The organism is Plantibacter sp. LMC-P-059a (assembly GCF_030209505.1).
Lineage (GTDB): Bacteria > Actinomycetota > Actinomycetes > Actinomycetales > Microbacteriaceae > Plantibacter.
In genome coordinates, this window is record NZ_JARVRZ010000002.1 from 211358 (window position 1) to 233410 (window position 22053).

The following is a 22053-nucleotide window of genomic DNA, read 5'->3' on the forward strand; positions in this document are numbered from 1 at the left end:
GGGCACCGTGCCGGTGGCACCGTAGCCGGAACGGACGGAGCGGTTCATGCCAGAGGGTGACACGGTCTTCCAGGCCGCGCATCGGTTGCGACAGGCGCTGGCCGGCGAGGTCGTCTCCGGCTTCGACCTCCGCGTCCCCGCCTTCGCGACCGTCGACCTCCGCGGCGAGGTGGTCCACGACGTCATCCCGCGCGGCAAGCACCTCCTGCACCACATCGGCGACCACACCCTCCACACCCACCTGAAGATGGAGGGGCTGTGGCACGTCTACCAGCCGGGCGAGCACTGGCGGCGCCCGGCGTGGAAGGCCCGCGCGATCGTGTCGACCGAGCATTGGGTCACCGTCGGCTTCGAGCTCGGCCTCGTCGAGGTCTTCCCGTCCCGCGAGGACGAGGAGCGGTTCGGCTGGCTGGGCCCCGATCTCCTCGGTCCGGATTGGGACGAGGCTCGCGCCATCCGGAACCTCGAGGCCGACGGCCGCGAGATCCACGTCGCCCTCCTCGACCAGCGCAATCTGGCCGGGCTCGGCAACGAGTACGTCAACGAGCTGTGCTTCATCCGCGGCGTGCTGCCCACGAGACCGAGCGCCGAGGTCGACCTCCCGGGCGCCGTCCGGCTCGGTTACCGCCTCATCAACGCGAACCGCGACCGCCGCAACCGGGTCACGACGGGCGACACGCGGCCCGGCCGGAAGACGTGGGTGTACGGACGCGACGGCCAGCGCTGTCTGCGCTGTGGGACCCGGATCCAGCGCGGCAAACTCGGTGCCGACCCGACCGCGCTCCGCGACACCTACTGGTGCCCCCACTGCCAGACCTGACCCGGCCCCCGGTCCCTGAGCCTGTCGAAGGGCCCCGGTCCCTGAGCCTGTCGAAGGGCACACGCTGATCCGCCCTTCGACAAGCTCAGGGAACGGAGATGGCTCAGGGACCGGAATGGCTCAGGGGTCAGAACACGCTCACGGACCGGAGATCGCTCAGGCGCCGCCACCGCCGCGGTGCCGCCGACCCCCGACCCAGCCGAGCGGGATGGACAGTAGGAGCAGGAACAGCGCCTGCGTGCCGAGCCCGGGTACCGTCGCCGCGAGGATGAACGCGAGCAGCATGAGCCCGGTCGGCGCCCAGACGAGCGCCCAGGGGCGGGGCGGCATCGCCGCGGCCTCCTCACTGAGCAGCCCGTCCCGCTGGATCACCAGCTGCTGCAGTCGCACCGCGACCATCGACACGAGCATCGTCGCGATGTACAGCATGGGGGCACCGCGGTCGTCCCCCGATGAGTCGAAGAGGAGCACCGTGGGCAGCGGCAGGAAGACGATGCCGGCGAGCCAGACGAAGTTGAGCGACACGAGCCGCTTCGAGTAGCCGACGGTGCGCTCGAAGATCCGGTGGTGGTCGCGCCAGAAGTTCGCGATGACGACGAAGCTCAGGCCGGCCGCAGCCAGTCCCGTCCAGTTCTCCGCGAGGAACGCGGCCACGGGGCCGCCTCCGTACTCCTGCGCCAGATCGACGAGCGGGAGGATGATGAGCGTGATGGCGATCGCGACGACGGCGTCACTGAAGTTGACGACGCGATCGAGGCCGCGTTCCGTCGTCGGGCCGTGGTGACGGCCCCTCGGTGCGCGGTCTCCGTCGGCCATGGTCAGCTCACGTCCGCGTCGTCCGTCGCGGTCCCCTGCACCATTTCGACCCACCGGGCGAGGAAGGCCGCGCCGGCCTCGTCGTGGATGAGCGTCGGGTGGGTCAGGATCGGGTACGGCTTCTCGGGGACGCCGTCGGCCGGCCGCACGTCGACGTGTTCGACCGTGTAGCCGTGTTCGAAGAGCCAGTCGGCCATCGCGTAGTCGCTTCGGGAGTCCCCGACCGTCCGCCAGGCGAGCGGGAGCGCACCGCCGTCGGCCTCGAGGAGCTCGAGCGCGCGCCGAGCCCCAAGGTCCTTGCCGAGCCGCACCGACTCGATGTCGGTCGAGATGATGGTCGGGTCGATCCGGTACTGGACAAGACCGGCGTCGTCGGGGTAGCGGCCGGGCGCGTGGTCGACCCCGAACCCGCGACGGGCGAGCTCGGCTCGGGCGTCGTCGTCGAAGTGCTTGCGTACGACCGCGTAGTCCGCCGCCGGCACCTCCACGTGCTGTTCGACGGAGACCATCGCGCGCTTCGTGTGGTCGAAGAAGACCGTCTCCGCGTACCGTTCGTCGACGAGGCGCTCGATGGCGGCCCCGTACCCGTCGGGCATCGCCACCTCCTCGTCGAGCTGCAGCTCGTCGACACCGGCCGCGGAGAACCCGAACCAGACGGCGCCCTTCTCGCAGATGCCGTACAGCCGGACGTCGGCGTCGAGCCCGGCGGCGAGCAGCGGCGGGACGACGACCGCCCGGAGGAAGGCGTCGCTGCGGCCGGTGTTGAAGGCGATCGGGATGCCGGCGTTCGCGAGGGTCGCGAGGTCCTGCGCGATGCTCGGGACGTTGATCGTCCGCGTGATGGGACTGGCGATGGGGCCGTCGACGTCGAGGAGGAGACCGAGGATGGGGCGGGGCGCGTTCACGGGTCTCAGCCTAACGAGCACCTGGCGTGAGTAGACTCACTCCACCATCACCGGTGTTCGAAGGAGATCACTCGTGTTCACCAGCCCGCATCCCGACGTCGAGATCCCCGATCTGAGCGTCTACGACACCCTGTTCGGCGGCATCGCCTCGAGCGACCTCGATCGCATCGCCCTCCGGGACGGCACGACCGGCGCCGAGACGAGTTACCGGCAGCTCATCTCGCAGATCAACGCGCTGGCAGGCGCCCTCGCGGCGGCCGGGATCGGCATCGGGGACGTCGTCGCCCTCCACGCCCCGAACGTCCCCGCGTTCGCGACCGTGTTCCACGGGATCCTCCGTGCCGGAGCGACGGCGACGACGGTGAACGGCCTCTACAACGCGGAGGAGATCGAGGCGCAGCTCCGCGACGCCGGAGCGACGATGCTGTTCACCGTCTCCGCCCTCCTGCCGCAGGCCTGGGCTGCGGCGGGCGCCTGCGACATCCCCTCCGACCGGGTCGTCGTCCTCGACGGTGCCGAGGGGCACGCCTCGCTCACCGACCTCCTCGTCCGACGCCTCCCCGCGCCGGACGTCTCGTTCGACCCCGCGACGCACGTGGCGGTGCTGCCCTACTCGTCCGGCACGACCGGGCGGCCGAAGGGGGTGATGCTGTCGCACCGGAACCTCGTGGCCAACGTGCAGCAGTCGATCCCTCAGCTGGGCATGCGGCCCGACGACCGGATCCTCGCGGTCCTCCCGTTCTTCCACATCTACGGCATGACGGTGCTGCTGAACCTCGCGCTCGCGTGCCGGGCCTCCCTCGTCACCATGCCGCGGTTCGACCTCGCGGAGTTCCTCCGGATCATCCAGGACTTCCGGTGCAGCTACGTGTTCATCGCCCCGCCGATCGCGGTCGCGCTCGCGAAGCACCCGCTCGTCGACGAGTTCGACCTGTCGAGCGTCCACACGATCTTCTCCGGTGCGGCGCCGTTGGACGCGACGCTCGGACGGGCGGTCGAGGAGCGCCTCGACTGCCGCCTGCGGCAGGGGTACGGCATGACCGAGCTCAGCCCGGTGAGTCACGCGATCGCGTTCCAGGCGGAGGGCGCCTCCCTCGACAGCGTCGGGACGAGCCTGCCGAACATGAAGTGCCGGATCGTCGACCCGGAGACCGGGGTGGAGGTCGAGTACCCCGCGGCAGGCTCGGACGAGGAGAGCGCACCCGGCGAGCTGCTGTGCGCCGGGCCGAACGTCATGCTCGGGTACCTGGGCAACGAGGAGGCCACGCGCGCGACGCTCGAGGATGACGGCTTCCTCCACACCGGCGACATCGCGACCGTCCGCGGCGACGGCACCGTGCGGATCATCGAGCGGTTGAAGGAGCTCATCAAGTACCACGGCTACCAGGTGGCGCCCGCGGAGCTCGAGGCGTTGCTGCTCGGCCATCCGGCGATCGCCGACGCCGCCGTCATCGGGGTCTCCGACGAGGACGGTCAGGAGGTGCCGAAGGCCTTCATCGTCCTGCAGGCCGGGCAAGACGTTTCCGGGGAGGCACTCATGGCGTGGGTGGCGGAGCGCGTCGCCCCGCACAAGAAGATCCGCCGGGTCGAGGTCGTCGACGTCATCCCGAAGTCGGCCTCCGGCAAGATCCTCCGGAAGGACCTCCGCGCTGCGGAAGCACTTCGACAGGCTCAGTGACCGACGGCGGCTCAGTAACCACACTTCGACAGGCTCAGTGACCGCGCTTCGACCACCCCGTTCCCTGAGCGACCACCCCGGTCCCTGAGCTTGTCGAAGGGCGCACTTCGACAAGCTCAGTGACCGGTGGCGGCTCAGCGACCGGTGGCGGCTCAGTGACCGACGGCGGCGACCATCCGGTCGAAGGCGGCGTCGAGCTCCGGGTCGGCCGGCTGCCACCGCGGGTTCGCGTCGTGGAACGCGACCATCTCGGCCGCGCCGTCCCAGAACGGGATCGACGGACGGAACTCGGGCACGAGGCTCCGGATCCGGGTGTTGTCGAAGATCATCGGGAACGCCTTGTCGCCGAGGAGCGTCGGGCCGAGTGCCGGGTGGATCTCGTCGATGAGGTCGGACGGGACGTGAACGATCTGCGCCTCCACCCCGGCCGCGTCGGCGATCCACCGGGTGATGTCGTTCCAGCTCGGAGCGTGGTCACCGGTGATGTGGAAGGCCTCACCGAGCACGTCGCGGCGGCCGAGGAGCCCGACGAACCCGACGGCGAAGTCGTCCGTGTGCGTGATGGTCCAGAGCGTCGTCCCGTCGCCGTGCACGACGACAGGTTTGCCGGCGCGCATGCGGTCGAGGTCCGTGCGGCGGCCCATTGTGGGGATGAGCGTGCGGTCGTAGGTGTGTGAGGGGCGCACGATCGTGGCCGGGAACCCCTGCTCACGGTAGGCGTGGACGAGGACGTCCTCGCAGGAGATCTTGTCGCGCGCGTACTGGGAGAACGGGTTGCGGAGCGGGGTCGACTCGACCACAGGAAGGCGCTGTGGCGGCTTCTGGTACGCCGAGGCGGAGCTGATGAACACGTACTGACCGATGCGTCCGGCGAACCGGTCGATGTCGGCCTGCACGTGCTCCGGCGTGAAGGCCGTGAACTGCGCGACGACGTCGAACTCGCGGGAGCCGAGGACCTCGGTGACGGCGTCCGTGTCGCGGATGTCCGCGCGGAGGAGTTCGACCTCCTCGGGGAGCGGGCGGACGTGGGACAGACCGCGGTTCAGGACCGTCACGTGGTGGCCGAGCGACACGGCTCTGGCGACGGACGCCGAGGAGATGATGCCGCTGCCGCCGATGAACAGGATGCGCTTCGTCGTCATGGCGTCCATCCTCGCGTATGAGCGCCGGTCAGCGCTCGCGCTTGACGAACGCCATGGTGGCGACGACGAGGGCGAGCAGGACGCCGGAGACGAGCCCCCACACGACCGGCGCTTCAGGTCCGAGGATCAGGAGCATGAGCACCGCGGCGATCGCGAGGACCCCGGCGACGGCGAGCCCCACCGTCCACTCGTTCCATCGCATCCCACCAGCCTAGGCTGCCGGTCGGCGGGACGCCGAGCCGCTGGGGCAGCTGGCTGCCGAGAAGTCAGCTCAGTGGTGCTCGGCGAGCATCTCCTCGGTCCGCTCCCAGAGTCGCCGCGCGAGGACGACGTCGGACGCGAGCTTGTTGGCCCGCGCAGGCTTGCGCTTCACGAAGTAGCCGCCGGACTTCCAGTCGATGCCCGGCTGGCTCTCGGCCAACCAGAACAGGGTGTCGGCGCCCTCCTCGGGGGTGTTCAGGAGGTGGCGGCCGAGCGGCGTCGCGTACAGGAGTCGCATCGCGCCGTCCGGAGAGCTGGAGAAGTTCGTGGAGATGACGCCCGGGTGGAACGCGGCTGCGGACAGCCCTCGAGTGCCGTAGCGGCGGTCGAGCTCCTTGGTGAAGAGGATCTGCGCGAGCTTCGCGTTGCCGTACGCGCGCGTCGGTGAGTAGGACCGCTCGGCGTCGAGGTCGTCGAGGTCCAGCTTCCCGAAGAGGCGGTTGGCGACGCTCGAGGTGTTGATGACAGTCGCGTCCGACTCGATGAGGCGGTCGAGCAGCAGGTGGGTCAGGAGGGCCGGAGCCAGGTAGTTGATCTGGAACGTCTGCTCGTGGCCGTCCGTCGTGACCCGACGGTCGGCACCGAAGATGCCGCCGGCGTTGTTGGCGAGGACGTCGATGCGCGGGTAGCGCTCGAGGAGCTGTTCGGCGAGGAGGCGGACCTGCGCCAGCTCGGCGAAGTCGCAGATGAACGACGCCGCCCCGACCCGTTCGGCGACGGCGGCGGTCTTCTCAGGCGACCGGCCGACCACGACGACCTGTTCCCCGGCGTCCGTCAGGGCCTTCGCTGCTGCAGCGCCGATCCCGTCGCTCGCCCCGGTGAGGACGATCACCCGGTCGCTCACGCGGAGGACTTCCGGGGCCGCGGCTCGCTCGCGGGTGCCGGTCTCGTCGGCATGACCTCGGGGACCTCACGACCGATGGCCAGGTCGCCCGTCTTGTTCGCCTCCTGCATCATCGACTCGAGCCAGCTGCGGTTGAGTTCCGGACGCTGCTCTTGGTCGAACTCGAACTGCAGCGAGATCGACGGGTGCACCCAGATCGTCACGCGTCCACCACCGGTCTCGAGCGAGCGGGGCCAGGAGATCGTGAAGGACTCATTGCGACGCAGTTTCATCACGGCGATCGACTTGACGTGCGCGAGCATCCGGTCGTCGAGTTCGAGCTCCCGCGACGAGCTCCCGTAGATCAGCTTTCCCAACAGATGTCTCCCTCTGAGCCGGCCATCCGCGCGCCCGCGAATCCGGGCCGCACGACGCCCGAGCACGACGGGCGTTGTCCCCATCGTAGGCGAACGGGTGATCGCCGTCGTGCCGGTTGACGGACTGGCGACAGCCCAATTCAGGGGGCCGGAGTGTTGCCCCCCCGAGGCCTCGCGAGTACCTCGACTTCCCTGGAAAATCAAGGAATTTCGGTCCTGTTTCGTGGACCTGGCAAAGCTCTGGGCGTCGGCGTCCACGACCAAACCACGGTTCGCGATGAGCCCGAACGGCGTGCATGACCGTGAAGCCCGAATCTTCCGTCGTGCACCCGAGCAAGTCGTCCCTCCCCGAACGATCCGTCGCTCCCAGGGCGCGTCCCCGCCGTGCACGCCAGCCGTTGCGTCTCCCGAAGCTCGTCTCCCAGCTGGTCACCTTCGGCCTCGTCGGCGGCACCGCGTTCGTCGTGGACGTCGGTGTGTACAACCTGCTCCGGTTCACCGTGCTCGACGACAAGCCGATCGGCGCGAAGGTGATCTCCGTCGCCGTCGCCACGATCGTCGCGTGGCTCGGCAACCGGGCGTTGACGTTCCGGACCGAGCACCGCCGCGGGGTGTGGAAGGAGGGGGCGTTGTTCGCCCTCATGAACGTCCTCGGCCTCGGGATCGCCGCGGGATGCCTGTTCGTCTCGCACTACATCCTCGGCTACACCACCGCCCTCGCCGACAACATCGCCGGGAACGGCGTCGGGCTCGTCCTCGGGATGGTGTTCCGGTTCCTCGCCTACCGGTACGTCGTCTTCCGGCCCGCCCGGTCGGCGAGCAGCCGCAGGCACCACGCCGCGACCCCGACGACGCCCGAGCACCCGACCGCCGCGGAGACACCCGCCCCGGCCGTCCGAGCCACGACCACTCGCCGATCCGCACCGACCCATGCTCTGCCGACCTCTGGAGGCCTGTCCTGATGGCACCCGTCCTCGCACCGCTCCTCGGAGCGCTCACCCACGCGTCCGCCCGCCCGTTCGCCAGTGCGGACGAACCCGCTCCCCTGCTCACCCCGCAGCCCACGGCACCCGCGGAACCACTGCCGAACCGCGGCACCCTCGTGGACCCGACGGCGGTCGCCGATCCCGGCTCCTGGAGCGTCGGCGAATGGCTCGGCTACGGCACCCTGCTGCTGTTCGCCGCAGCGCTGACGATCATCGCCGTCACCACGCTCTACTGGATGCTCCACGCCTGGCGGTCGACCGGCCACCTGAAGAACACGGGCTTCGCAGCGGTCCCGCTGCCCGCGAAGCACTCGTTCACCCTGCTCGTCCCCGGCCGGCACGAGGAGGAGGTCATGGGCCAGACGCTCGACCGCCTCGCCGAACAGGACCACCCCGACTTCGAGATCATCGCGATCGTCGGCCATGACGACCCGGGGACCGAGCGCGTCGTCCGCGAGGCCGCCGCTCGGCACCCCGAGCTGATCAAGGTCGTCGTCGACGACAGCGTGCCGAAGAACAAGCCGAAGGCCCTCAACCGGGCCCTGCAGATCGCCCGTGGCGACGTCGTGGGCGTGTTCGACGCCGAGGACGAGGTGCATCCGCGCCTGCTCACCCTCGTCGACTCCCGCTTCACCGAGAGCGGCGCCGACGTCGTGCAGGGCGGCGTGCAGCTCATGAACTTCCAGTCCAGCTGGTGGTCGCTCCGGAACGTGCTCGAGTACTACTTCTGGTTCCGGTCCCGCCTGCACTTCCACGCGAACTCGCGTTTCATCCCGCTCGGCGGGAACACCGTGTTCGTGAAGAAGACGTGGCTCGACTGGTCGGAGGGGTGGGACGACGGTTGCCTCGCCGAGGACTGCGAGCTCGGCGTCCGGCTCTCGAGCGCCGGCGCGACGGTGGTCGTCGCCTACAGCCCGGAGGTCGTCACCCGTGAGGAGACGCCCGGCACCCTGAAGTCCCTGTACAAGCAGCGCACGCGCTGGAACCAGGGCTTCCTGCAGGTGCTGAAGAAGGGCGAGTGGCGGAAGCTGCCGACCTTCCGTCAGCGCATGTTCGCCCGGTACCTGCTGTCGATGCCGTTCCTCCAGGCGGCGACCGGACTCCTCATCCCCGTCTCGGTCCTGCTGGTGCTCTTCGCGAAGGTGCCCGCCCCGATCGCGCTCCTCACCTTCATCCCACTCGCGCCGACGATCGTCACCCTCGCGGTGGAGGCCTCCGGGCTCGGCGAATTCGGTCGCCTCTACGGCCAGAAGGTCCGCCTCCGCGACTACGCCCGGCTGATCCTCGGCACCTTCCCGTACCAGATCTTCCTCGGCGCAGCAGCCGTCCGCTCCGTCTTCCGCGAGTGGAAGGGCGACCACTCCTGGGAGAAGACGGAGCACACCGGCGCCCACCGCAGCGACGAGGTCGCCGAGGCGACCGAAGCCGCACCCGTCGCCGTCGATCTGCCCGACCGCGCACCCGAGCTCGTCCTCCAGAACGGAGCAACCCGATGACCGGCATCCTCGAACGACCGGCCGCCCCGGGCCGTCCGCAACTCCACCTGGAGAGCGAGCGCCTCGGCTGGCTCGCCTCCGGGCCACCGACGCAACGAGGCCCGGGCATCGTGCGCCGCTGGCTGTCGCGCCACGGTCGCACCCTGGCCTTCCTCCTGCCCGTGCTCGCCATCGCCGCCGTCGTGCAGGCGATGAATATGGGCGGATCCCCGCAGCGCATCGACGACGAGGGCACGTACACCGCCCAGGCATGGAGCGTGCTGAAGCTCGGTGAACTCGCGCACTACACCTACTGGTACGACCACCCGCCGCTCGGCTGGTTGCAGATCGCGGCGTACACCGGGCTGACCGGTGCGTTCGACCGCTACGACATCGCCGTGATCGCGGCGCGTGAAGCCATGCTGGTCGCGACGCTGATCGCCGTCGTGCTCGTCTGGGTCCTCGCCCGACGCCTGCACCTCAGCCGGGCCATGGCCGCCGTCGCCGCGCTGGTGTTCGCGATCTCGCCGCTCGCCGTGCAGTTCCACCGCACCGTCTACCTCGACAACGTCGCGGTGCCGTGGCTCCTCGGCGCCCTCGTCCTCGCCACCAGCCGCAAGCACCAGCTCGTCGGCTTCGCCGGGTCCGCCGCCGCGTTCGGCATCGCCGTGCTGAGCAAGGAGACCTTCCTGCTCGCCCTGCCCTTCCTCGCCTGGACCATGTGGCGCGCGGCCCGCAAGGAGACCCGGCGGTACACGCTGCCGGTCGCCGCGACCATCGTCGTCGTCATCGGCTTCACCTACGTGCTCTTCGCCGCCATCAAGGGCGAACTCTTCCCGGGCCCCGACCGGGTGAGCCTCCTCGGCGGCGTCTTCTTCCAGCTCGGATCGCGCGTCGCGAGCGGCTCGCTGTTCGACCCCGCAAGCCTGTCGGCCAAGACGCTCGGCATGTGGTGGCAGTTGGACGCGGCGCTCCTCGTCGCCGGAGCGGTCGCCGCCGTCGCCGGACTGTTCGTCAAGCGGCTGCGGGTCATCGCGGCCATGACCGTCTTCCTCGGGCTGTTCATGCTGCGTCCGGGCGGGTACCTGCCCGTGCCGTACGTCATCATGCTGCTGCCGTTCATGACGATCCTCATCATGGGCGTGACCGGGGTGGCCGTCCGTCGACTCCGTCGGCGCTCCGCGGTCGAGGCCGGGGCACCGCGCCGTCGGCTCACCGGTGGACGCGCGGCGGGTGCCGTCTGGATCGCCGCCGTGCTCGCGGCAGCCGTCGTCGCCGTCCCGAACACCGCGACCCAGCTCCGCGGCTTCCTCCTCGCCGACCTCGACAAGCCCGTCCGGCAGGCCCAGCAATGGGTGCAGACGAACGTGCCCCAGGAGTCCCGGGTGATCGTCGACGACGCGATGTGGGTCGACCTCGTCGAGAGCGGCTTCGACCGCGACAACGTCATCTGGTACTACAAGATGGACACCGACTCCGCCGTGCAGGCCAAGTCGCCGAACGGCTGGCGCGACGCCGACTACATCGTCACCACCGACTCGATGCGCACGTTCCCGACGACGTTCCCCGAGGTGAAGGGTGCGATCGACAACTCCGAACTCGTCGCGACCTTCGGCTCCGGGACGCAGGCCGTCGAGGTCCGTCGCATCGACGCCGACGGGCTCGACGCCGCAGCGGAGCGGGCTGCCGGACGCACGGCGGCTCGGGCGGCGCTCGGTGCGCAGCTCCTCCAGAACCCCGCGCTGAGTGTCTCGGCCAAGGCGGCGCAGACGCTCAGCGACGGTCAGCTTGACTCCCGCGCCCTGCTCGCCCTCGGACAGGTGCTCGCCACGACGCCGGTCCGGCTCGAGAGCACTCCGGTGCTGGACGGCGAGACCGGTGACGTGCGCCGGACCATGGTGCTCCGCACCGGTGACGAGGCCGGCGACAGCCGCCTGGCCGACTCGATCCGCTCGATCCGGGGCGAGTACGCCGCCGACCAGGTCGAGCAGACCGCGGCGGGCGTCCGCGTCACCTACTCCGTCGTCGAACCCGACGTCGTCCGCTGACCACCCACCCGAGCTCCGGCTCCAGCCGGACACCCGAACCGACCGAACCCCCGAACCACCCGAAGAACAGGAGTTCCACCATGCGAACCACCACCACGAGGCGAATCGCCCTCAGCGGCCTCGCCGCCGTCGCGACGGCAGCACTCATCGGCTTCGGCACCACCGCAGCGAACGCCGCCACGACCGACGCGTCCGGCGGCGGCTGGATCCGCGTCGGCCACCTCTCCGCCGACACGAAGTCCGTCGACGTGAAGCTGTCGGCACTCTCCGGCGGCGCGGCCGTCTTCGAACTCGACGACGTCGCCTACGGACAGGTCTCGCCGTACACCGACCTCGCCGCCGGCACCTACGTGGTGTCGATGGTGCCCGCCGGGTCCCCCGACAGCACGAAGCCGGTCATCAGCACCAACGTGACCATCACGGCCGGGGAGGCGGCGACCGTCGCCGCCTACGGCCCCAACAAGGACCTCCAGACGAAGGTCTTCGAGGACGACCTCACCGGTCCGACCGAGGGTGCGGCGCGCATCAGGCTCATCCAGGCGTCGACCGACGTGAAGAGCGTCGACGTCAGCACCTCGACCGGCATGCCCATCGCGAAGGGCGCCACCACCGGGACGGCGACCGACTACGCCAGCGTCCCCGCCGGCCCGTGGGATCTCAAACTGACCGGCGGCAAGCAGGCGGCCGAAGCCTCCGTGAACCTCGCACCCGGCACCGTGAGCACGCTCTTCGTGCTCGACAACGCAGCCGGCGGCGTCACCCTGATGCCCGTGCTCGACAGCTCCGCCGCCGGGAACGCGCCCGAGGGGCCGGTCGAGACCGGTGGCGGCGGGCTCGCGAAGGACTCGTCGGCGCTGCAGAGCGTGTTCGACGACCTCGACGCGAAGCTCGTACGGCTCGTGCAGGAGATCGGGACGGCGGCGAGCTGAGCATGAGCGCCAAGAAGACGATCGGCATCGCGGTGACGGCGGTCGCTGCGGTCGCCGCCACCGCCGTGATCGCCTCGCTGGCCACCGGGTTCCCAGCGAACCAAGGGCCGCCGGCGGCGTCGCCCGGCACCGTCGAGGCCGGCAGCGGTCCGCAGCCGACCGCGACGGACCGCTCGGCCACCCAGGCCGCCGAGGCGTTCCTCGCGGACTGGGTGGACGACGGCCGGGTCGTGCGCCGCGACCAGGGCGACGACACCGTGAGCGAGGGCCAGGCCTACGGGCTGCTCATCGCCGCGGGCGTCGGCGACAAGCAGGCGTTCACCGGGATCTGGGACTGGACCGAGGCGAACCTGCAGCGACCGGACGGACTGCTCGCCTGGCGGTGGAGTGACGGCAAGGTCGTCGACGAGGAACCAGCCAGCGACGGCGACCTCGATGCCGCCCGAGCCCTCGTCATCGCCGGGAAGCGGTTCGACGAGCCGCGCTTCACCGACGCGGGCGTCAAGCTCGCCGGGGTGATCGCGGACCGCATGACCGTCGAGACCGCCGCGGGTCGCATCCTGCTGCCCGGCACCTGGGCCGCAGCGACCGAACCCTACGCGTACAACCCGTCGTACGCCTCCCCCGTCGCCTTCTCGGTGTTGGGCGCGGCGACGGGCGATCCCCGTTGGGCCGAGCTGCAGGCCGGTTCCGCTGCGGTCACGTCCGCCCTGCTCGACGAGAGCCCGCTCCCACCGGACTGGGCGCAGGTGCACGCCGACGGCACGGTCGACGCGATGCCCGGTGCCGCCGGGACGGGACAGAGTGTCCGCTACGGCTACGACGCGGCCCGACTCCCGATCCGCTACGCCGAGTCGTGCGTCCCCACCGACCAGGCGACGGCCGCTCGACTCGTCTCGACGCTCGCACGCTCGAAGGAGCTGCGGGCGGAGACCGACCTCGGTGGTTCGCCGCTCACCTCCGACCAGCACCCGCTCGCCCTGGAGGCCAGAGCCGCCGCGCGCGCCGCGGTGGGCAACCTGCCGGAGGCGGCGGACGACCTGCGAGCGGCCGACGAACTCGCGCAGGAGGTGCCGAGCTACTTCGGTGCCGCCTGGGCCGCCCTCGCGCCCATGATGCTCACGACCGACGACCTCGACGGCTGCCCGCCACTCACGAACGGAGCCAGCTCATGACCCGGGCACCACGCGCGAGGATCAACGCCCTCGCCGTCGCCGGAGCGCTCGTCACGGCGCTCGCCCTCTCGGCGTGCGGCGCCACGCACTCCGGGCAGACGCCGTCGTCGCCGAACGCCGCAGACGGGCCGCTCACCTCCTCGGAGGCGACCGACCGCGGGGCCGCCGGGGCCAAACAGGACCCGGCGACCCAGGCGCCGACCGCCGACGTCAGCGCCCTGAGCGTCAGCCGCGTGCAGATCCCGGCGATCGGCGTCGACGCGGCGGTCGAACCGCTCGACCGCGATGCGTCCGGTGTGCTCCTGCCACCCGTCGAGTGGGAGGACGCCGGGTGGTACCGCGCCGGCGTCCTGCCCGGCCAGGTGGGGCCGGCGGTGATCGCCGGGCATCTCGACACGACCCTCCGCGAGGCGGTCTTCGTCCACCTCAAACAGCTCGTCGCGGGCGACCAGGTGACGGTGACGATGTCCGACGGCTCGACCGCCACCTACGCCGTCGACCGCGCGATCGACGTCGAGAAGAAGACCTTCCCGACCGAGGAGGTCTACGGACCGACGCCCGATGCGCAACTCCGGCTCATCACCTGCAACGGCCCCTTCGACGACGCGGCGAACACCTACGCCAACAACTACGTCGTCTTCGCCTCGCTCGTGGGCAAGACCCCGTAAGCCCTCCTCCGGTCCCCGATCCCCTCCTCCGGTCCCCGAGCCTGTCGAGGGGCCGCTCCGCTCCGAACCACTCCAACCGACCCGAAAGGAACCGACGTGAACCGCTCCCTCGTCGTCATCCCCACCTACAACGAACTCGACAACCTGCAGCCGATCGTCAACCGGACACTGGCCGTCCCGGGGGTCGACATCCTCGTCGTCGACGACTCGTCGCCGGACGGCACCGGCTTCCTCGCCGACCAGCTCGCCGCGCAGCACCAACAGGTGCACGTGTTCCACCGGGCCGTGAAGGACGGGCTGGGTGGCGCGTACCTCGCCGGGTTCGCCTGGGCGCTCGCCCGCGGGTACGAGGTCATCGTCGAGATGGACGCGGACGGTTCCCATCACCCCGAGGACCTCCCGAGACTCATCGCGCTGCTCGACGAGCACGACCTCGCCCTCGGCTCGCGCTGGGTCCCTGGTGGCGTCGTCGAGAACTGGCCCGCCCACCGGCTCGCGCTGAGCCGAGGCGGCAACCTCTACACGCGTCTGGCCCTCGGCATCGGTGTCGCCGATGCGACGGGCGGGTTCCGCGCGTTCCGGAGCGAGGCGCTGCGCCGGATCGACCTCGCCGACGTGGCATCCCAGGGATACTGCTTCCAGGTCGAACTCCTCTGGCGGGCACTGCAGCGCGGCCTGCGGGTCGTGGAGACACCCATCGTCTTCACCGAGCGCGTGTCCGGTGAGTCGAAGATGAGCGGCGGCATCGTCTCGGAGTCGCTGAAGAAGGTCACGATGTGGGGCGCGCGTCGACGCCTGCAGGAGCTCCGCGCGCTGCTGCACGGTCACCCGCTCCCCTCCGTGCGCGTCCTGTCCACCCGCTGAGCGGGGCCGGTACCTGCACATGTTCCCAGGTCCACCCGGTTCCCCCGTCGTCGCCGGAGTCGTAGCGTGAGGGCATGACCAATCCCACGCGCACCCCGCAGCATCCCATCGGCTCCGGCTTCGGCCACTCGAGCACCGCGGCGGAGGTGCTCGAGGGCATCGACCTCTCCGGCAAGCTCGCCGTCGTCACCGGCGGCTACTCCGGCATCGGTCGCGAGGCCGTCCGCGCACTGGTCGACGCCGGTGCCCACGTGATCGTCCCCGCACGACGCCCGGACACCGCCCGTGAGGAACTCGCCGGCATCGACGGGGTGGAGGTGGACGAACTCGACCTCGCGGACCTCGCGAGCGTCGAGGCCTTCGCTGAGCGCTTCCTGGCGAGCGGTCGTGGCATCGACCTGGTCATCACCAACGCCGGCGTCATGGCCGCTCCCGAGACGCGCGTCGGCCCCGGCTGGGAACTCCAGTTCGCGACGAACCACCTCGGCCACTTCGCCCTCGTCAACCGCCTCTGGCCCGCCATCGTGAAGGGCGGCTCATCGCGCGTCGTCGCGCTGTCCTCGAGTGGCCACAAGCGCTCGGGCATCCGCTGGGACGACGTCCAGTTCGAGCACGGTTACGACAAGTGGGAGGCGTACGGGCAGGCGAAGACCGCCAACGCGCTCTTCGCGGTCCAGCTCGACGCGTTCGGCGCCGAGGAGGGCGTCCGCGCGTTCTCGGTCCACCCGGGCGGCATCCTGACGCCGCTGCAGCGTCACCTGCCGCGCGAGGAGATGATGGCGCTCGGCTGGGTCGACGCCGACGGCAAGCTCCTCGTCTCCGGGTTCAAGTCTCCGGAGCAGGGTGCGGCGACCGAGGTTTGGGCGGCGACCTCTCCGTCCCTCGACGGCCTCGGCGGAGTGTTCTGCGAGGACTGCGACATCGCCGGTCCGGCAGACACCGCCGTGTCCCCGGCCTCCGGTGTCGCCGACCACGCGACCGACCCGGACGAGGCCGCCCGACTCTGGGCGCTCTCCGCCGAACTCACCGGCGTGGACGCCTTCGCCACCCGCGCCTGAGCGGGCGGCACCACCCCTTGCACCCACCCGCCCACGGACCTACCGTGAGAGCGGATCAGCGCGACGACGCGCGAGACAGAGTCCGTCCCAGGCGGATCTCGGAAGGAGCACCCCATGAGTGACCAGAACGCCGACATCAACAACCCGGGTCCGCACGACGAGGCCATCGACGACACGGCGGCCGAGCGCGTGGCGTCGACGACGAACCCCGGCCCGGACGTCCAAGCTGACGACCCCGCGGCGAGCGGTGAGGCAGACATCACGAACCCCGGTTCGGAGACCGAACGCGACGCCGCCGCCGAGCGCGAGGCGGAGCGTGTCGCGGACGTCACCAACCCCGGCCCGAGTTCCTGACCCTTCCGACATCCTTCTTCATTCCCTAACTCAGGAACGCCTCGGCGTGTCCGACTCCACGCTCGCGGACGGGCGGCGACGCGCCACGGGAATCCTGAGTTAGGGAACCGGGGACGGGGTGGGGGTCGTGATTGGGATCGGCCTAGTGGTCGGCGCGCGGCGGGCGCAGGCGGGTCTCCTCGATGTCGAGCATGGTCTGCGCCTCCGCGAGGATCCGCGACGGGTACGCACCGCGCGCCCGGGCGTCGAGCAACCGCTCGCGCTCGGCCTGCACGACGGCGAGCCGCAGCTGCCGGTAGAGCCGGTGCGGAGTCTCGGCGTGCGTCTCGCTCGGTGAGACCGACTCCCGCGAGCGCTCCCAGGCCGCCTCGGCCCGGAGGAAGGTCGACTGCCGGACCCGTTCGAGCAGGTCGGGGTCGATCTCCTCCTCGATGCCGACGGACGTGGCCGGATCCTCCAGCACGGTGATCCCCGCGTAACTGATCTCGTCGAGCAGCGTCGCGAGCTGGCGGCGGTCCTCCGACTCGTCGATCCCCTGCACCCGCAGCAGTCGGATGAGCCAGGGCAGCGTGCCGCCTTGGACGACGAGCGTGACCACGGCGACCGTGAACGCGATGAGGACGAGCTGTTCGCGGTACGGGGTGTTCTCCGGCAACGATTGCGCGGCAGCGAGCGTCACGACACCGCGCATCCCCGACCAACTGAGGATGACCCCGCCGCGCCAGTCGATCTGTTCCTGTCGCAGCTGCTCGAGGTCGGCGCGCTGCCGCTCGTAGGCCCGCTCGCGGCGGCGTCGGCGATGCCATCGACGGTTCTGTCTCGGGAACCGCTCGGAGTACCCCATCGACAGCCACCGTTGCAGCGTCTGGCGTTCCGCCCAGCGTTCCCGGGCGCGGAGTCCGAGGACCAGCGGGCCGACCCAGAGGAACCGCAGCGCGATGAGCGCGGCCGTCGCCACCAGGCCGATCCCGATGGAGTCCTCGACCGACAGGATCTCGGCGTCGACGGCACCGATGAGCGTGCGGATCTCGAGTCCGATGAGCAGGAAGACCGCGTTCTCGAGGAGGAACTGGATGGTCCGCCAGTTGATGCGGTCGCTGATGCGCGCCTGCGCCGAGAACGCGGCCGAACTCGCATGCCCCGTGTAGAGGCCGGCGACGACCACCGCGAGCACCCCGGAACCGCCGAGCGCCTCCGTCGGCATGAACGCCACGAACGGGACGGCGATGGAGATCGCGGTGTCGAGGACCGAGTCGTTGAGCTTCGACCGCAGCCAGACCGTCGCGTACCCCGCGATGAACCCGATGATGATCGCGAGCACGACCGCGTAGAGGAAGTCGCCGACGGTCGCCCACGGCGTGAGGAGGCCGCCCGCAGCCGCCGCGCTGGCCGAACGCAGCAGCACGAGCGCGGTCGCGTCGTTCACGAGGCCCTCCCCCTCGAGGACCGTCAGCAGCCGGGGCGGGAGCCCGAGTCGGCGCCCGATGGAGGTCGCGGCGACGGCATCGGGCGGGCTGATGATCGCACCGAGGGCGATGGCGGCAGCGAGGTTGAGGTCGGGCAGCAGGCTGAAGAGCAGGAACCCGGCACCGAACGCCGTGACGATGACGAGGACCACGGACAGGCTCGTGATCGTCGCGAGGTTGCGGCGGAAGTCCATGATCGGCACGCTGATCGCCGCGGCGTAGAGGATCGGTGGGAGCACGACGTCGAGCACGAGCTCCGGCTCGACCTCGATCTCCGGGACACCGGGGAGGTAGGAGAGGCCGACGCCGACGATCACGAGGATGATGGGCGCGGCGACCCCGAGCTTGCGGGAGAAGGCCGCGACGGCAACGATCACGGCGATGCCGACGACTGCATACACCCCGAGTTCCATACGCTTCAGGCTATCGCCCGAGCCGCCCGCCGCACTCCCCGCAGCTGTCGGTCATGGGGCGGGGATCACTCCAGGAGACCTCGGATGTCCTCTGCGGTGAGGGCCTGACTGAACACCGCGTCGTCGTCGAGGACGGCGGCGAACAGTTCCGACTTCTTCGCCTGGAGCGCCATGACCTTCTCCTCGATCGTGTCGGCGGCGACCAGCCGGTAGACCATGACGTTCTGCTGCTGGCCGATGCGGTGCGTGCGGTCGATCGCCTGCGCCTCGGCCGCGGGGTTCCACCACGGGTCGAGCAGGAAGACGTAGTCCGCTTCGGTCAGGTTCAGACCGAACCCACCCGCCTTCAGGCTGATCAGGAAGACCGGCGCATCGCCCTCGCGGAACCGGTCGATGACCTCACCGCGTCGCCGCGTGGACCCGTCGAGGTACTCGTAGGCGATGCCCTGCTCCTCGAGTCGGCGGGCGGCGATGCCGAGGAACGACGTGAACTGGCTGAAGATGAGCGCGCGGTGCCCCTCGGCGACGACGTCGTCGAGCTGCTCGAGCAGGGCGTCGAGCTTGCTCGACGGGATGCCCGCGTGCTCTTCGGCATCGATGAGCCTCGCGTCGAGACTCAGCATGCGCAGCAGGGTGAGCGACCGGAACACGATGAACCGGTTGCGATCGAGGTCGTCGACGAGGCCGAGGAGCTTCTGCCGTTCCCGTTGCAGCACGAGATCGTAGAGCTTCCGGTGTGCCGGTGCGAGTTCGATGCGGAGCACCTGTTCCTGCTTCGGCGGGAGCTCCGGTGCCACCAGCTCCTTCGTCCGGCGCATCAGCAGCGGACGGATGCGTCGTCGGAGCGTCTGGAGCCGGCTCGAGTCGAGCCCCTTGCCGATCGGCTTGACGTAGTGCTCCGTGAACCGCGAGGCGGAGGCGAAGAGACCCGGCGCGACGATCGACAACAGCGACCACAGCTCCATGAGGGTGTTCTCGATCGGCGTGCCCGTGATGGCGAGCTTGAACGGTGCACGGAGCTCGACCGCGCAATCGTGCAGTTTGGCCCGGTGGTTCTTGACGAACTGGGCCTCGTCGAGGATGAGCCCCGACCAGTCGCTCGCCTGGTACGCCGTGGCGTCGAGCCGGAACAGCGCGTAGCTGGTGACCACGACGTCGGCGCCGTTCGCGAGTTCCGCGATGGACGCACTGCCCTTCGCCTGCGTCGCGGTGATGCTGCGGACGACGAGACCCGGGACGAATCGGGCGGCTTCGGCGACCCAGTTGGACACCACCGAGGTGGGCGCGACCACGAGGAACGGCGGCGTCGGAGCACCGGTCGTCTCGCGGGCATGGGCGACGAGGGCGAGGGTCTGCAGCGTCTTGCCGAGACCCATGTCGTCGGCGAGGATGCCGCCGAGGCCGTGCTCCCAGAGGAACGCGAGCCAGCGGAACCCCTCGAGTTGGTAGGGGCGGAGCTCCGCCTGCAGCCCGGCCGGCAGCGGGGTGTCCGGCACGGCGTCGATGGCGTTCAGTCCTGCAGCGGCCTCACGCCAGGAGACGGCCTGCTCGGTCTCGTCGGCGAGGTCCTCGAAGTCGGCCCAGAGGCTCGCCTGGTAGCGACTGATGCTCGGTTTCGTCTCCCATTCGGTGAGCGCCGCAGCCTCGGTGAGCAGCTCGCGCAGGCGGTCGAACGCGGGGTGTTCGAGCGAGAGGTAGGTGTGGTCGACCATGAGCAGCTTCGTGCGGCCCTTCGACAACGCCTTGAAGAGTGGTTCGAAGGGGATGCTGTAGTCGCCGATGTGGATGACGATCCCGAGGTCGAACCAGTCGCGCTGCTCGGTCTCCACGGTCGTGACCGAGATGTGCGGGGTCCCGGTGAGCTCCGTGTACTCCGGGCGCTCGCCGACGATCTCGACGAGGACGTCGTCGAGCGACTCGAGTACCGGGATGGCCCGTTCGGTGACGAGCGCCGCGTCGAACTCCTTCAGCTGCTGCGCTCGGGGCGGCCAGATGCTCGGCATGATGAGCTCGTCGAGCGCTCCCGCGGTGATCGCGCGGCGCTCCGGCTCGGCAGCGGCGGCGAGGGCGGCTCCGACACGTTCGAGGATCGATCGTTCGGCCCGTTCATCGCGGAGGACGTCCCCGCCGTTCCCGGAACCGGACGACACCGAACCGGTCGACGCGGAACCGGCGTCGGCGACCGTCGTCGAGAGCGATCGGCCTGCGGCGAGCGCCGTGGACGTCCCGCCGATCGGGATGCGTTGTGCCGGAGCGTACTGCCAGGCCCAGGCGAGCCGGAGGGACTGCTTCGGCTCGAAGGAGGCGGTGAGTACGAGCACGGGCGGCACGATCTCCGGGAGCACGACCGCGCCGTCGGTCGAGCTGAGCGCGATCGTCCGGCGGAGTCGGGGGACGTAGTGCTCCAGGAACTCCGGCACCTCGGCCGCTGGCACGAGGACGGGCTCGCCCGGGCCGAGCAACCCGCGCGCTTCGTCGGACGACGGTTCCGCGAGTGGCGCGAGGACGATCGCCTGCCGCGGCTCCAGGGCGTAGTGGTACAGGCCGTGGTCGCCGATGGCGCCGCTCGTGGAGGCGTCGACGTCCGTGCCGTCGATCGTCACGACCGGGCGGAGGACGACTCCACCCTCGGCGTGTGCGGCGTCCAGCCGGATGGCGGCGGTGGCTCCGAGAGCGACCGTGCCCTTCCGCGTGCCGACGAGTTCGATGCCGAGCTGTGCCGCCTCCTCGAGCAGATGCCAGAGGACCGGGCTGCCGAAGTCGTCGATGACGAGCCAGTCCGCGTCGCCTGCTCCGGCGAACGCCCCGGCCGGCGGACGGGTGGCGCGCAGGAGCGCTTGGAACTGGGTGAACCACTGCTGGTGCGCCGGGTCGAGCGCCAGGCGGTGGCCCTGGTGCGTGAACGACGTCCAGGAGATCGTCGACTTGACGAAGCCGCCGCCGGCCTTCCGGACGACCGGTCGGACGGCGATGCGGCGCGGGTGCCGTGGGTCGGGCGGGCCGTCGGCGGTGCGGGACGTCGGGCCGCGCCAGCGCTCGGCCGTGCGCGGGATGCTCTCCCGGACCTCGAACTGCAGGCCCATCGCGGTGGGTGCGACGGCGCGACCGCCCTCGCCCGTGAGGGAGTCGAGGCGGTTGCGCCAGGTGGGCGGTTCCGGGGGTGTCGGTGGACTCGGCGCCCATCGCGCCGGGCGCTGGCCGACGGCCGGACGCCATGCCTCGGGCAGGGCCTCGAGCTCGTCGTCCGCGTACATCGGTCGGTGCTCGACCGGCTCGTCGAGTTCGGGGTCGTTGATCGGCGCGGTCCACCGCCGGTCGGAACGCCAGGACGCCTCCCGCTCCGCAGGCGGCCGTTGTGGAGCCACCCAACGGTCGGACCGGCCCTCGGCACGAAGGTGGGCCGCGTTGCTCTGGAGCAGGGTGGCGACGATGTGCTTGCAGTCACCGCGCAAGGGGCACGAACAGGCGCTGCCTTCGATGCGTGCGATCCCGCCCGAGTCGTCTCCGAGGTCGATGATGCACGCGTAGGGGATGTCGGTCGACCCTTCGACGATCCCGTGCACCCGGCGCTTGTCCGCGTTCCAGTCCACCGACGTCACGCGGCCGTCTCTCGCGTATCCGCGTCCGCGATCGAACGCCACCCGTCCGACGAGTCTGACGAGGTCGGCCACGTCGACGAGTGGTGCGGGATCGGGGGTCACCGCCCCATGGTCTCACGCACGCCGGACACCGCCCTCCGTCCCCGGGATCCGGTGACGGAGGCGCTCGCCCGCGGACCGGTGAGGCGCGCTCGGC

General features: G+C 70.5%; 19 protein-coding genes. 11 read left to right on the forward strand and 8 right to left on the reverse strand.

Annotated elements, in window-relative coordinates:
* The first annotated feature begins 46 nt into the window (after positions 1-46).
* Complete coding sequence (locus QRN27_RS04405) at positions 47-820, forward strand: DNA-formamidopyrimidine glycosylase family protein (RefSeq protein WP_194669256.1); 774 nt, start codon at positions 47-49, stop codon at positions 818-820.
* A 156-nt stretch (positions 821-976) separates the two neighbouring features.
* On the opposite strand, the gene QRN27_RS04410 is transcribed toward QRN27_RS04405, so the two are convergent.
* Both QRN27_RS04410 and QRN27_RS04415 read right to left on the reverse strand, forming a co-directional pair.
* Positions 977-1636 carry a TMEM175 family protein gene (locus QRN27_RS04410; RefSeq protein ID WP_285040869.1) on the reverse strand — a complete coding sequence of 220 codons (660 nt, stop codon included), beginning with the start codon at positions 1634-1636 and terminating at the stop codon, positions 977-979.
* Between the two features lie 2 nt (positions 1637-1638).
* Entirely contained in the window at positions 1639-2541 is a 903-nt protein-coding gene (locus QRN27_RS04415) for a hypothetical protein (RefSeq protein WP_285040870.1), read from the reverse strand.
* A 73-nt stretch (positions 2542-2614) separates the two neighbouring features.
* Here QRN27_RS04415 and QRN27_RS04420 point away from each other — a divergent pair, with 73 nt between their 5' ends.
* Positions 2615-4219, forward strand: a complete 1605-nt coding sequence (locus tag QRN27_RS04420) for an AMP-binding protein (protein WP_285040871.1) — start codon at positions 2615-2617, stop codon at positions 4217-4219.
* Positions 4220-4371: 152 nt separating this feature from the next.
* On the opposite strand, the gene QRN27_RS04425 is transcribed toward QRN27_RS04420, so the two are convergent.
* From QRN27_RS04425 to QRN27_RS04440, 4 genes are all read right to left on the reverse strand, one after another.
* Positions 4372-5361: an SDR family oxidoreductase gene (locus QRN27_RS04425; RefSeq protein ID WP_285040872.1), complete on the reverse strand. Its 990-nt coding sequence runs from the start codon at positions 5359-5361 to the stop codon at positions 4372-4374.
* A gap of 28 nt (positions 5362-5389) precedes the next feature.
* The gene (locus QRN27_RS04430) at positions 5390-5563 is read right to left on the reverse strand and encodes a hypothetical protein (RefSeq protein ID WP_285040873.1); all 174 of its coding nucleotides are present in this window, start codon (positions 5561-5563) and stop codon (positions 5390-5392) included.
* A gap of 69 nt (positions 5564-5632) precedes the next feature.
* Positions 5633-6466, reverse strand: coding sequence for an SDR family NAD(P)-dependent oxidoreductase (locus tag QRN27_RS04435; protein WP_285040874.1), 834 nt, complete (start codon positions 6464-6466; stop codon positions 5633-5635).
* Positions 6463-6822: a DUF7882 family protein gene (locus QRN27_RS04440; protein WP_285040875.1), complete on the reverse strand. Its 360-nt coding sequence runs from the start codon at positions 6820-6822 to the stop codon at positions 6463-6465. Before QRN27_RS04440 ends, QRN27_RS04435 begins: the two co-directional genes overlap by 4 nt.
* 296 nt (positions 6823-7118) lie before the next feature.
* Between QRN27_RS04440 and QRN27_RS04445 the strand changes: the two genes are divergently transcribed.
* The 9 genes from QRN27_RS04445 to QRN27_RS04485 all read left to right on the forward strand — a co-directional run bounded on the left by QRN27_RS04445 (position 7119) and on the right by QRN27_RS04485 (position 16379).
* Entirely contained in the window at positions 7119-7784 is a 666-nt protein-coding gene (locus QRN27_RS04445) for a GtrA family protein (RefSeq protein WP_285040876.1), read from the forward strand.
* Complete coding sequence (locus tag QRN27_RS04450) at positions 7784-9304, forward strand: glycosyltransferase family 2 protein (protein ID WP_285040877.1); 1521 nt, start codon at positions 7784-7786, stop codon at positions 9302-9304. The genes QRN27_RS04445 and QRN27_RS04450 overlap by 1 nt, the downstream gene beginning before the upstream one ends.
* The gene (locus QRN27_RS04455) at positions 9301-11331 is read left to right on the forward strand and encodes an ArnT family glycosyltransferase (RefSeq protein WP_285040878.1); all 2031 of its coding nucleotides are present in this window, start codon (positions 9301-9303) and stop codon (positions 11329-11331) included. The genes QRN27_RS04450 and QRN27_RS04455 overlap by 4 nt, the downstream gene beginning before the upstream one ends.
* 80 nt (positions 11332-11411) lie before the next feature.
* Complete coding sequence (locus QRN27_RS04460) at positions 11412-12260, forward strand: DUF4397 domain-containing protein (protein ID WP_056008349.1); 849 nt, start codon at positions 11412-11414, stop codon at positions 12258-12260.
* A gap of 2 nt (positions 12261-12262) precedes the next feature.
* Complete coding sequence (locus QRN27_RS04465; protein WP_285040879.1) at positions 12263-13435, forward strand: glycosyl hydrolase family 8; 1173 nt, start codon at positions 12263-12265, stop codon at positions 13433-13435.
* Positions 13432-14103 carry a class F sortase gene (locus QRN27_RS04470; RefSeq protein ID WP_285040880.1) on the forward strand — a complete coding sequence of 224 codons (672 nt, stop codon included), beginning with the start codon at positions 13432-13434 and terminating at the stop codon, positions 14101-14103. The genes QRN27_RS04465 and QRN27_RS04470 overlap by 4 nt, the downstream gene beginning before the upstream one ends.
* A gap of 96 nt (positions 14104-14199) precedes the next feature.
* Complete coding sequence (locus tag QRN27_RS04475; protein ID WP_285040881.1) at positions 14200-14967, forward strand: polyprenol monophosphomannose synthase; 768 nt, start codon at positions 14200-14202, stop codon at positions 14965-14967.
* A gap of 74 nt (positions 14968-15041) precedes the next feature.
* Positions 15042-16025, forward strand: a complete 984-nt coding sequence (locus QRN27_RS04480; protein WP_285040882.1) for an SDR family NAD(P)-dependent oxidoreductase — start codon at positions 15042-15044, stop codon at positions 16023-16025.
* A gap of 114 nt (positions 16026-16139) precedes the next feature.
* Positions 16140-16379 carry a hypothetical protein gene (locus QRN27_RS04485; RefSeq protein WP_285040883.1) on the forward strand — a complete coding sequence of 80 codons (240 nt, stop codon included), beginning with the start codon at positions 16140-16142 and terminating at the stop codon, positions 16377-16379.
* Between the two features lie 142 nt (positions 16380-16521).
* Here the strand turns inward: QRN27_RS04485 and QRN27_RS04490 are convergent, their stop codons facing one another.
* Both QRN27_RS04490 and QRN27_RS04495 read right to left on the reverse strand, forming a co-directional pair.
* A complete protein-coding gene (locus tag QRN27_RS04490) occupies positions 16522-18258 on the reverse strand; it encodes a cation:proton antiporter (protein WP_194669242.1) in 1737 nt (578 codons plus the stop codon).
* A 65-nt stretch (positions 18259-18323) separates the two neighbouring features.
* Positions 18324-21959: a DEAD/DEAH box helicase gene (locus QRN27_RS04495; protein WP_285040884.1), complete on the reverse strand. Its 3636-nt coding sequence runs from the start codon at positions 21957-21959 to the stop codon at positions 18324-18326.
* Positions 21960-22053 lie beyond the last annotated feature (94 nt).

Bases quoted from the DNA above. Each gene is read 5' to 3' on its own strand.
- QRN27_RS04490 (WP_194669242.1), bottom strand. From the start codon at position 18,258: ATGGAACTCGGGGTGTATGCAGTCGTCGGCATCGCCGTGATCGTTGCC.
- QRN27_RS04465 (WP_285040879.1), top strand. From the start codon at position 12,263: ATGAGCGCCAAGAAGACGATCGGCATCGCGGTGACGGCGGTCGCTGCG.
- QRN27_RS04485 (WP_285040883.1), top strand. From the start codon at position 16,140: ATGAGTGACCAGAACGCCGACATCAACAACCCGGGTCCGCACGACGAG.
- QRN27_RS04410 (WP_285040869.1), bottom strand. From the start codon at position 1,636: ATGGCCGACGGAGACCGCGCACCGAGGGGCCGTCACCACGGCCCGACG.
- QRN27_RS04460 (WP_056008349.1), top strand. From the start codon at position 11,412: ATGCGAACCACCACCACGAGGCGAATCGCCCTCAGCGGCCTCGCCGCC.
- QRN27_RS04450 (WP_285040877.1), top strand. From the start codon at position 7,784: ATGGCACCCGTCCTCGCACCGCTCCTCGGAGCGCTCACCCACGCGTCC.
- QRN27_RS04480 (WP_285040882.1), top strand. From the start codon at position 15,042: ATGACCAATCCCACGCGCACCCCGCAGCATCCCATCGGCTCCGGCTTC.
- QRN27_RS04445 (WP_285040876.1), top strand. From the start codon at position 7,119: ATGACCGTGAAGCCCGAATCTTCCGTCGTGCACCCGAGCAAGTCGTCC.
- QRN27_RS04405 (WP_194669256.1), top strand. From the start codon at position 47: ATGCCAGAGGGTGACACGGTCTTCCAGGCCGCGCATCGGTTGCGACAG.
- QRN27_RS04455 (WP_285040878.1), top strand. From the start codon at position 9,301: ATGACCGGCATCCTCGAACGACCGGCCGCCCCGGGCCGTCCGCAACTC.
- QRN27_RS04430 (WP_285040873.1), bottom strand. From the start codon at position 5,563: ATGCGATGGAACGAGTGGACGGTGGGGCTCGCCGTCGCCGGGGTCCTC.
- QRN27_RS04470 (WP_285040880.1), top strand. From the start codon at position 13,432: ATGACCCGGGCACCACGCGCGAGGATCAACGCCCTCGCCGTCGCCGGA.
- QRN27_RS04425 (WP_285040872.1), bottom strand. From the start codon at position 5,361: ATGACGACGAAGCGCATCCTGTTCATCGGCGGCAGCGGCATCATCTCC.